This window comes from Flavobacterium lotistagni, assembly GCF_011392125.1.
In the GTDB taxonomy this organism is placed as follows: Bacteria; Bacteroidota; Bacteroidia; order Flavobacteriales; family Flavobacteriaceae; genus Flavobacterium; species Flavobacterium lotistagni.
In genome coordinates, this window is sequence record NZ_JAAJBU010000001.1 from 335967 (window position 1) to 346072 (window position 10106).

The window sequence follows — 10106 nt, forward strand, 5'->3', positions numbered from 1 at the left end:
ATTTATAAAATAAAGTAGTGCTTTTGAAGTGCTACTTTTTTGTTTGGCTCCGCATGAAATGGTATTGGATTAAAACTTCGTGGCTCATAAAAAAAATCTTCCCTAAGTATACTTGGGGTTTTCCGCCCATGGAGAGAATAGTCTACCTGACTTTCGACGACGGCCCGACACCGGAAATCACGCCGTGGGTTTTGGATCAGTTGCAACAGTTCGATGCCAAAGCGACTTTTTTCTGCATCGGTGACAATATTAAGAAACATCCGGATGTTTTTCAACAAATCATTCAAAACCAGCATTCGGTAGGCAATCACACCTTCAATCACCTCAACGGCTGGAAAACCCAAACTGACCAATATCTAAAAAATGTCATGGCTTGCGCGAAAACTATCGAAGCAGCTTCTCAACAACCATCAACCATCAACAGTCAACCGCTTTTCCGACCACCTTACGGTAAAATAAAAAAGTCCCAAGCGAAAGAGCTCTTAAGTAGCGGTTATCAAATTATAATGTGGGATGTTTTAAGCGCTGATTTCGATGGAAGAGTAAGTCCTGAAAAATGCTTGGAAAATGTTTTGAGAAATATTCGCCCGGGAAGCATCGTTGTTTTTCACGATAGCGTCAAAGCTTTTAAAAATTTGCAATATGCTTTGCCCAGAACTTTGGCGTTCCTAAAAGAACAAAAATATCAATGTGAGGGAATCGTTTAGATTTGTTCCTGAACCAAACCGATAATGGTATTGGCGTCCAATTCACCGGATTGTCTCCAAATCATTTGACCTTCTTTGTAAATCATTAAAGTGGGCAGGCCTTTGATACGAAGTGCGTCAGCCAATTCCTGATTTTTATCTACATCGATTTTGATTACTTTCGCTTTATCGCCCAACGCCGCCGCCACATCGCGAATGACCGGATGCATCGACACGGAGGATTCGTTCCACTCTGTGTAAAAGTCAATTAACACCGGAACTTGAGCATTGATAAGTTCTCCAAATTTTGACATAAGGGCAAAAATTTTAATTTCTAATCGCTTGTAATTAACATATTACGTTACAAAAGTAGCGTTTTAAACGAATTATGCTAATTTTTCGCCTTTTTTTAGTTGAATGACCGTTATTTCGGGCATAATGCCAACTCTGCCAGGATACGCGTGAAAACCAAAGCCTCGATTCACATATACGTAACGCCCGAATTCTTCATATAAACCAGCCCATTGCTTGTACATATATTGGGCAAAACTCCACTTGAAAAAACCCGGAATCTCTATGCCAAACTGCATACCGTGCGTATGTCCTGACAAGGTCAAATGAAAGTTTTTGTCGTGATTTTTCACTTCATGTTCCCAATGGCTCGGATCATGGCTCATCAGGATTTTAAAATCTTTATTCTTAAGGTTTTGAGCCGCTTTGTTCAAATCGCCGGCTTGTTTGAAGTTTTTGCCCCAATTCTCCACGCCCACTAGCGCAATCTTATCGTCTCCTTTTTCAATAAAAGTATGTTCGTTGAGCAGCAGTTTGAAACCAATTTGTCGGTGCAAGTCTTTGATTTCTTCAAAGTTTTTGTCTTTCTCACCTTGCGTTGGCCAAGTCACATACTCGCCATAATCGTGATTGCCCAACACAGAGTATTTTCCGTATTTGTATGGTTTGATTCTATTGAAAACATCTATCCACGGATGCATTTCCTTGGCGTGTGTATTGACGATGTCTCCAGTAAACAAAATCATGTCGGCTTCTTGCTCGTTGATTAAATCGATGGCATAATTGATTTTCTCCGGATTGTCGAAACTACCGCTGTGGATATCCGAAATATGGGTAAAAGTAAATCCGTCAAAAGCATCGGGCAAGTCTGGAAAAAAAACCTGCTGTCGAATCACTTTGAAGTTATATTTCCCGATAGTCATCCCATAAATCAATGACAAAAACGGAACCGCCGCCAAACCAAGCCCAATCTGGCTCACGAATTTTCTTCTCGATGGCAAAAACTCTTGGTTGTCATGATTAATAAAATAATTGATGCCGCCCATCAAAACACGATAAACGTCTTCGCCAAGCATGACCAAAGTAATCACGATTTTCGGAATATAAACCAACAGCAACAAGCCTAAAGTAAACAAAGTCTGCTTGGTCTGCCCAACGGAACGATCGAATTGCGTAAACGAAAAAACAATGAAAACCAATGCTATCAAACTAATCAATGCATAGGCAATCAGCATCCATTTGGGTTTAATCAAGGTTTTAAAGGCTTGAAAAGCGTAGAGTTCCACTACCAACAATACGGCAAAAAGGAACAGAAGGCGAAAGAGCATTTTTAGAAATTTTCGTCAAATTAACAAAGAATGTCGGCATAGATAGCCATCTGTTATTAAAAATTTAACTTGTGTTATTGTGGGTTTAAATTCAAGTTATTTCATTACAATGATGACCTATTAAAATATTCCATCTGATTTGATATGCATCGGAAAGCATACCGTCTTCAAACTTTAATTTACCTGAAAAGTTCCGAATTTTTTTTAGCTTTAGCCCAAACTACATCACGCGAACAATGCTTTACAAAAAAACCTGCTTTGTCTTTCTTTTGATCGCGATGCCTCTTTGGAGCCAAAACATTCAGGAGAATTTTAACCGAACGCTCAACAAGGCCAAACTTTACACCGAAAAAGACAATGACAGCGCCTTTTTGTATCTCAAAAATTCAAGAGACTATCTCGCTAATCATTCTCTAGGGATTATCAGCGAAGTAAAACTACTAGAAGCTGAAGGCGACTACTACAGCTTGGTCAAGAGCAACTATAATCTAGCCACTGAAAAATATCTACAAGGAATTAAACTCTGCGAAACCCATAAGCTTTCATACACCAATACCTTGTATCATGCATTGGGCGTACTTTTTCATGTTACCGACAATTATCAAAAAGCAAAATACTACTACAACAAATCCATTTTGCTCTCTAAACAACAAAAAGATACGTTTTTCATCTTGCGCAGTAGTATCAACTTGGCTTCTGTTTATTCGTCACTTGGCAATTACAAAAAGGCTGAAAATTTATACAAAAATGCGCTAACTTATCCCGCTCCATATAAAATTCGGAGCACTCTACTAGCCAATTTGGGCAACATGAAAATTCGAGAGAAAAAATATGACGAAGCGGTCGAGGTGCTCAAGCAAGTAGTGGCAGTATCTGAACCAGACGCCATCGATTTGTCGTTCTATTTGGATGCCAAGTCGCTGGCTCGTGAGTTTTCTGGAGCCGATACCATTATGAAAAAAGCAGACAAAATCTTTGAACAAACTGCTGATTTGCGCGATAAGAGCATTCTTTTGAAATCCATGGGCAATATGGAGCATCGTATGGGCAATTTAGAAAAAGCAGTAGCATACAAAGACCAATACATAGTGCTTTATGACAGCTTAAAAGCCAAACAACGCGACGAAGTAGTTTATGAAATGGAGTCAAAATACCAAACCGAGAAAAAGCAACAAGAACTTTTGCAAAAAGAAAAAGAAAAAACACAATTACTCTATCTGGTTTTTGCAGCGATGGCAATGGTGCTGATGTTGAGTTATTTGGTTTGGGATAACATGCGCAAAAAAAGGAAACTCACCTATCAAAAGCAACTTTTAGAAACAGCTGTAGACGAAAAAAACATTTTGCTCAAAGAAACGCATCATCGCGTGAAAAACAGTTTTCAAATTGTATCAAGTTTGCTGTATTTGCAGTCTGAAAATATGAAAGATAAGGAAGCGGCTCTGGCAGTAAAAGAAGCGCAAAACAGGGTCAAATCAATGGTGCTGATTCATCAAAAACTTTACAGCAAAGACCAACTCATCGGCATTGACTCTAAAGAATACATGGAAGACTTAGTGCGTGACATTATCGAGAACCAAACCGATTCAATTGCCAACTTAGAAACCAAAGTCACAGCAGAAAGCGCCATTTTTGCCATCGACACCATCACGCCTTTGGGTTTAATCATCAATGAACTCATCACCAATTGCATCAAACATGCTTTTACAAAAAATCATCCGAATCCAACCATCGCATTGCGATTTGAAAAAAAAGGGGAAATCTACACGCTCCAAGTTACTGACAACGGTATTGGGCTGAGTGAAACCACTTCTGAAAATTCATTCGGACTCAAACTCATTGCAGCACTTGCCAAAAAACTCAAAGCCAAGTATAGTTTTGAAAATAATGCCGGAACTCATTTTTATATGGAAATCTATAAATTTGAACAAATGCAGTAACCTATGAGCGCCAAAATTTATATTCTTGAAGACGAACCGCTAATTGCCGAAACTATTCGTACAGCGCTGATTAAGGCAGGATACGAAATTATTGGAATGACCGACAATGGCAAAGAAGCTTTATTTGACATCGAGCAAGACGAACCCGATTTAGTGCTGGTTGACATTACCTTAGACGGAAAAATGGACGGCATTGAAATGATCGAACATCTACAAAAGAAAGCAAATATTCCGTTTATTTATCTGACTTCGCATTCAGATGACTTGACTTTAGAAAGAGCCAAAAAAACCGAGCCAGACGGCTATATTGTCAAGCCTTTTAATGAAAACACGCTCAAAACCAATATTGAACTGGCTTTGTATAAAAACAAAATGAACAGACAATCTGTATCGGCCAACGAAGAATTTGATTCTTTTTTTGTCAAGAACAAAGGCGAACTCATCAAAATTGAAATGGAAAACATCCTTTGTTTGGAAGCCTTTGACAATTATTGCTATCTGCATACCGCCGAACAAAAACACCTGATCAGTCACACGCTCAAAAGCCTTGAGGAGAAACTTCCATCACATCGTTTTATTCGAGTACACCGATCTTTTATCATCAACATTGCCAAAATCAAATCACTTCATGATGGTTATGTTTTTATAGACAAACACAAAATTCCTATCAGTAATTCCAATAAAGATGAACTCATGAAGCACATCCATTTGCTTTAAAATGGTTCACCCCAAAAACAGCTGATTTCACTTAATTTTTTGCTTGGTTCACCAAATAACTCAATGGTGAATGCTATTGCTGCGGTACTTTTAAAACAAAAAACATGTTGCAAAAGTCATCGTTGTCCAAAATTGTATTGCCCACTCCGCAAGAAGGTTGGTTTTTACTGACCATTACCAATCAAGAATCTCAAACCGTTTTTGCCGATTCTATTTGTTCGCAAAATCAAAAAATTGTGTTGCGCGGTTTCTCGGCAAAACAACACCACTTTTCGCTAACTCCCATTTTAAATAACATTCAATAATTCTTTAAGCCATGAAAAAAATATTGCTGCTATTGATATTCATGAGTTTACAATTGCACGCGCAAGTAGGCGTGAATACGACCAACCCTGATCCGTCATCAATGCTCGACGTTTCGGCAACCAATAAAGGTGTTTTGGTGCCTAGAGTGAGTTTGGCTAACGTCACAACAACAATGTTAGACGGAACCAACACAGCCGCAACAGGGTTATTAATTTGGAACACCAATGCCGCAACAGTGGGCGGAAACGGAGTTGGCTTTTACTTTTTTAACGGTACACAATGGATGCCGATTACGCAATCAAATTCATCAGATCATGACATTTATGAGGTAGGCGGAACTACGGCTCCCGACAATATTTCAGACAACAAATACACACAAGGCACTTTGACCATCGGAACCAACACGGCTGCAACTGGAGTTTTAGATGTGGATAATGCAACCAAGACAACGAGTGTTGACATCAACAATACTTTTGCCACCAATCCGACCGGAATTGACTTAAACTTAACTTCCAATGCAGCCGGAAAAACCGGTGTTAAAACCCAATTCAACGGTACTGCGGCTACAGGAACTAATTCGTTCATTCAAAATACGGATAATATGGTGGGCAATACCAACCGAACAGCTATTAACAACGATTTTAGCGGAACTTCATCCAGTATTTCCACTTCAATTACTGGTTTGAAAAACGACTTCAAAAGCACTTCAAATTATTATGCTGTTTTATATGGCGTAAACAATTCATTTGCCTCAACCACCAATGCTTGGGGCTACGGAATGTTAAATTCGTTCACTAATGGTGGAACAACACCTTCTTATGGAGTTGTGAACGGTTTTAACGGAACTAGTACCGGAAGTGCTACTGGAATTCTGAATTCTTCGAACAATTATAATGGTTCCGTAACCGGTATGGAAAACAGTTTCTCAGGAACCGGAAACGGCATTCATTACGGCATCAGCAATTCTTTAACCGGAACCGGAACTGGTGATAAATACGGCATTTATAATTATATCCCCAACACTGCCGGCGGAACACATTATGGATTGTATTCGAATGTATTAAAAGCCGGAAGTTATGCGGGCTACTTTTTAGGAAATGTAGCTATCGGAACCACTGCATTAAATAATTATATTTTGCCGGCTTCACGTGGCACCAACGGTCAAATCATGCAAACAGATGGCAGTGGGAATGTATCATGGGCTACTCCGGTGAATACCGATACCGATAACCAACAGATTGATGTATTAACATTAACCGGCGACACTTTAAACATTTCACTACAAGACGATGGAATTCCTACTCAAACTTTGAACTTAGCCGCTATTGACAATCAGGGCACAGATGTGTTCAGTTTGACTGGAACGACTTTAAACTTATCATTACAGAATGATGGCGTAGCTACCCAAACCGTAAATCTAGCCTCTATCGATACCGATAATCAACAAATTGATGTACTCACTTTGACGGGAGACACTTTAAATATTTCATTGCAAGACGATGGAGTAGCTTCGCAAACCGTTGATTTGTCTAGTCTCAGAGACGCTGACTGGTTCGAAGTTGGCGGAACTAATCCGCCTTATTCTATTCTTGACAATAAATTCACTCTGGGGAATGTATCAATCGGCAAAACAACCGCAGCTGTGGGGACGTTAGATGTTGATGCTTCTCTTAAAAATATCACTTTATCTTTATCTAATACGAATACTAATTTAGGCCCTAAACAAGGAATCCAAAATAGTGTAACGGTAGGTTCATTCAATGATTACTCTTATGGCATCTCTAACTCGGTTGCTGGAAATGCAGACTTTAAATACGGTATTTACAACTCAATAAGCGGAGCCTATTCAGGTGGCATCCTTGAATATGGATTGGCAAATATTCATACCAGTAACGGTCCTGTAAATAGTATTGCTTTATACAACTCATTCAATCCAAGCGCAACTCATACTGGACTTTACACAGGCTTATTTAACTCAGTAGAGGGAACTAATCATACAGGTGGATTTTTAGGCGTATCTAACATTGCAAATCAATCTACATTTAACCAAGTATATGGTATGAATAACTCACTTGGTGGTGGTGGCACAGGTGCTCGATTTGGTGTTTATAATAATATGAATGGAACTTCAACTGGAGAGATAATTGGCATAGAAACAAACATCTCAGCGACAGGTACGGGAAATAAGTTTGGGGAACGAATAACAATTACAAACACCTCACCTGGAAATCACTATGGTATTTATTCAAACGTAACCAAAGTGGGTAGTTATGCTGGCTATTTCTTAGGAAATGTTTCCATCGGAACAACTGCCGGTAATAGTTATATCTTACCCGCTTCACGTGGCACCAACGGCCAAATCATGCAAACCGACGGCAGCGGAAATGTGTCTTGGGTAAATCCTGTAGTTGACACCGACACAGATGATCAAACCACCGATGTGTTCAGTTTAACGGGAACCACTTTAAATCTTTCACTCCAAAACGATGGCGTAGCTACGCAAACCGTTGATTTATCTTCATTAAAAGACGCCGATTGGTACGAAGTAGGCGGTACCAATTCACCCGATGCTATCACAGATAACAAATTCACTTTAGGTGATATTTCAATAGGCAAAATAACGGCTGCCAACGGAAAATTAGACGTTGATGCTGGGCTTAAAAACGTTACGACTTCTTTTACGAATAATAATGCTACAACAGGTTCAAAATATGGAATACAAAATAATGTAACAGTAGGCACCAACAATAACTTCTCTTACGGCATCTCAAACACAGTGTCCGGGAATGCCGATTTTAAATACGGGATATCCAATACGCTTGCTGGAGCTGTTACCGGAAGTACCTTTGAATACGGCTTAGTCAATAATTTCTTGAGCAGCGGAGCGGTAAATGGTTTTGGAGTATTCAACTTATTCAATCCTGCTTCAACAAATTCAGGAAGTTATACAGGTTTGTACAATGAAACATCAGGCACCAATCACACTGGAGCTTTTACAGGAGTAAATAATATTGCTTCAAATACATCCGCAAATCCAATGACCGGAATATCCAATACGCTTTCAGGTGCAGGTGCAGGAGTTCGTACAGGTGTAAACAATTTTATTTCAGGTGGAACATTGGGTAATAGTTATGGTGTAAATAATACCATCACTTCTGGTGGTGGAACTAAATATGGTGTTTATTCTAATTTGAATGCTCAAGGCGTGAAATATGGCGTATACAATGACTTGATTTCGTCAGCTGGTGGTAGCGCTATTTCTTATGGTGTATATAACAAAGTGAATAATACAGGCGGAACTATTGGTGCACACTATGGTGTATTTAACGAAATGCTAGCCTTTGACAATCAATACGGAAATTACACTACAATGCCTAATGGAAGTGCTTACGCTCAATACGGAAATTATGTCACTATTTCGGGTGCGGGAACAGGAAGCCGATATGGTTTTTATACTACAATAAGCCCTTTTGCAGGTGGCACACACTATGGTATTTATTCAGACGCTACTAAAGCAGGGAGTTATGCCGGTTATTTCTTGGGAAATGTTTCTATTGGAACATCCACATTTAATAATTACATCCTACCTGCTTCCAGAGGAACGAACGGTCAAATCATGCAAACCGATGGCTTAGGAAATGTATCTTGGGCAAATTTACCAACCTATACCGACACCGATGATCAAGGCACCGATGTATTCAGTCTAACTGGAAATACATTGAATCTTTCATTACAAAATGATGGCGTGGCTACCCAAACGGTAGACTTATCATCACTTTCTAACGATTGGAAACTAACAGGAAATGCTGGAACAACACCTGGAGTCCATTTCATCGGTACTACAGACGCACAAGATTTGGAATTCAAAACAAACAACTTTACCAAATTAACTTTGACGCAAAAAGGACAGTTGGCCATTACCAATACTGGAGGATCTGTTTTCGTTGGGAGCGGTGCTGGAGATGCCGACGATTTATCGTTGAATCAAAATACTTTCATTGGCACTGTCAGTGGTGAAAACACAAGTACTGGTAATGCAAATGTTGCAGTAGGTCACAACTCGTTAAATGATAATACCATCGGGTTTGGAAATACAGCCATCGGAACCAATGCATTAAATGTGAACGTTGACGGTAACAACAATACCGGCTTGGGACGTGGAGCCAATCTTTCTACTACCAACTTATCCAATGCCACTGCAATAGGCTTCAATTCAACAGTCAACGCTTCTAACAAAATTCGCCTAGGAAATACTGCAATAACAGTGATTGAAGGACAAGTAGCTTATACCAATCCGTCGGATGCCCGTTTTAAATTCGATGTAAAAGAAAACGTTCCAGGATTGGATTTCATCAAAAAGCTAAAACCGGTAACGTATCATTTCGACACCAAAAAATTTGACGAGCATTTAAATAAAAATCGCAACAAAAGCGAAGTCGCTGAAGAAGATTTTTCAAAATCTACTGCCATCGTTCGCACAGGTTTCTTGGCGCAAGAGGTAGAGAAAATCTGCAACGATTTAGGGTATAATTTTGATGGTTTACATATTCCGGATGCCAATAACCCAACTGATAATTACGGCATCGCTTACAGTCAATTTATCATGCCAATTGTTAAAGCGGTTCAGGAACAACAAGTTATTATTGAAAACCAAAAAGCCGAATTAACACAGCTCAAATCTCAGCTTGACCAACTCAAATCACTCGAGCAAAGATTAGAAGCCTTAGAAAAAAGCCGCTAGTTTTAAGTTGCCAAATATAATCGCAAAAGAGTGCTCATTTTTGAAGCGCTCTTTTTTATTTTAGCCCATTAAGTTTACTATTTTTGGAAAAAAGAAA

The 10106-nt window shown here is 39.2% G+C and carries 7 protein-coding genes; 5 read left to right on the plus strand and 2 right to left on the minus strand.

The window, feature by feature from the left end; genetic code table 11:
- The first annotated feature begins 53 nt into the window (after nucleotides 1-53).
- Complete coding sequence (locus G4D82_RS01425; protein ID WP_166334267.1) at nucleotides 54-707, plus strand: polysaccharide deacetylase family protein; 654 nt, start codon at nucleotides 54-56, stop codon at nucleotides 705-707.
- Here the strand turns inward: G4D82_RS01425 and G4D82_RS01430 are convergent.
- Together G4D82_RS01430 and G4D82_RS01435 are read right to left on the minus strand one after the other, a co-directional pair.
- Nucleotides 704-1000, minus strand: coding sequence for a thioredoxin family protein (locus G4D82_RS01430; RefSeq protein WP_091143626.1), 297 nt, complete (start codon nucleotides 998-1000; stop codon nucleotides 704-706). The two genes, G4D82_RS01425 and G4D82_RS01430, sit on opposite strands and share 4 nt — an antisense overlap.
- A 72-nt stretch (nucleotides 1001-1072) precedes the next feature.
- Complete coding sequence (locus G4D82_RS01435; protein WP_166333675.1) at nucleotides 1073-2305, minus strand: metallophosphoesterase; 1233 nt, start codon at nucleotides 2303-2305, stop codon at nucleotides 1073-1075.
- 236 nt (nucleotides 2306-2541) lie between these two features.
- Between G4D82_RS01435 and G4D82_RS01440 the strand changes: the two genes are divergently transcribed.
- The 4 genes from G4D82_RS01440 to G4D82_RS01455 all read left to right on the plus strand — a co-directional run bounded on the left by G4D82_RS01440 (nucleotide 2542) and on the right by G4D82_RS01455 (nucleotide 10009).
- Nucleotides 2542-4245, plus strand: coding sequence for a tetratricopeptide repeat-containing sensor histidine kinase (locus G4D82_RS01440; protein ID WP_166333678.1), 1704 nt, complete (start codon nucleotides 2542-2544; stop codon nucleotides 4243-4245).
- A gap of 3 nt (nucleotides 4246-4248) precedes the next feature.
- The gene (locus tag G4D82_RS01445; protein WP_166333680.1) at nucleotides 4249-4962 is read left to right on the plus strand and encodes a LytR/AlgR family response regulator transcription factor; all 714 of its coding nucleotides are present in this window, start codon (nucleotides 4249-4251) and stop codon (nucleotides 4960-4962) included.
- Between the two features lie 104 nt (nucleotides 4963-5066).
- Nucleotides 5067-5267 carry a hypothetical protein gene (locus tag G4D82_RS01450; RefSeq protein WP_166333682.1) on the plus strand — a complete coding sequence of 67 codons (201 nt, stop codon included), beginning with the start codon at nucleotides 5067-5069 and terminating at the stop codon, nucleotides 5265-5267.
- An 11-nt stretch (nucleotides 5268-5278) separates the two neighbouring features.
- Complete coding sequence (locus tag G4D82_RS01455; RefSeq protein WP_166333684.1) at nucleotides 5279-10009, plus strand: tail fiber domain-containing protein; 4731 nt, start codon at nucleotides 5279-5281, stop codon at nucleotides 10007-10009.
- Nucleotides 10010-10106: the final 97 nt, after the last annotated feature.

Bases quoted from the DNA above. Each gene is read 5' to 3' on its own strand.
- G4D82_RS01430 (WP_091143626.1), bottom strand. From the start codon at position 1,000: ATGTCAAAATTTGGAGAACTTATCAATGCTCAAGTTCCGGTGTTAATT.
- G4D82_RS01450 (WP_166333682.1), top strand. From the start codon at position 5,067: ATGTTGCAAAAGTCATCGTTGTCCAAAATTGTATTGCCCACTCCGCAA.
- G4D82_RS01455 (WP_166333684.1), top strand. From the start codon at position 5,279: ATGAAAAAAATATTGCTGCTATTGATATTCATGAGTTTACAATTGCAC.
- G4D82_RS01425 (WP_166334267.1), top strand. From the start codon at position 54: ATGAAATGGTATTGGATTAAAACTTCGTGGCTCATAAAAAAAATCTTC.
- G4D82_RS01440 (WP_166333678.1), top strand. From the start codon at position 2,542: ATGCTTTACAAAAAAACCTGCTTTGTCTTTCTTTTGATCGCGATGCCT.
- G4D82_RS01445 (WP_166333680.1), top strand. From the start codon at position 4,249: ATGAGCGCCAAAATTTATATTCTTGAAGACGAACCGCTAATTGCCGAA.
- G4D82_RS01435 (WP_166333675.1), bottom strand. From the start codon at position 2,305: ATGCTCTTTCGCCTTCTGTTCCTTTTTGCCGTATTGTTGGTAGTGGAA.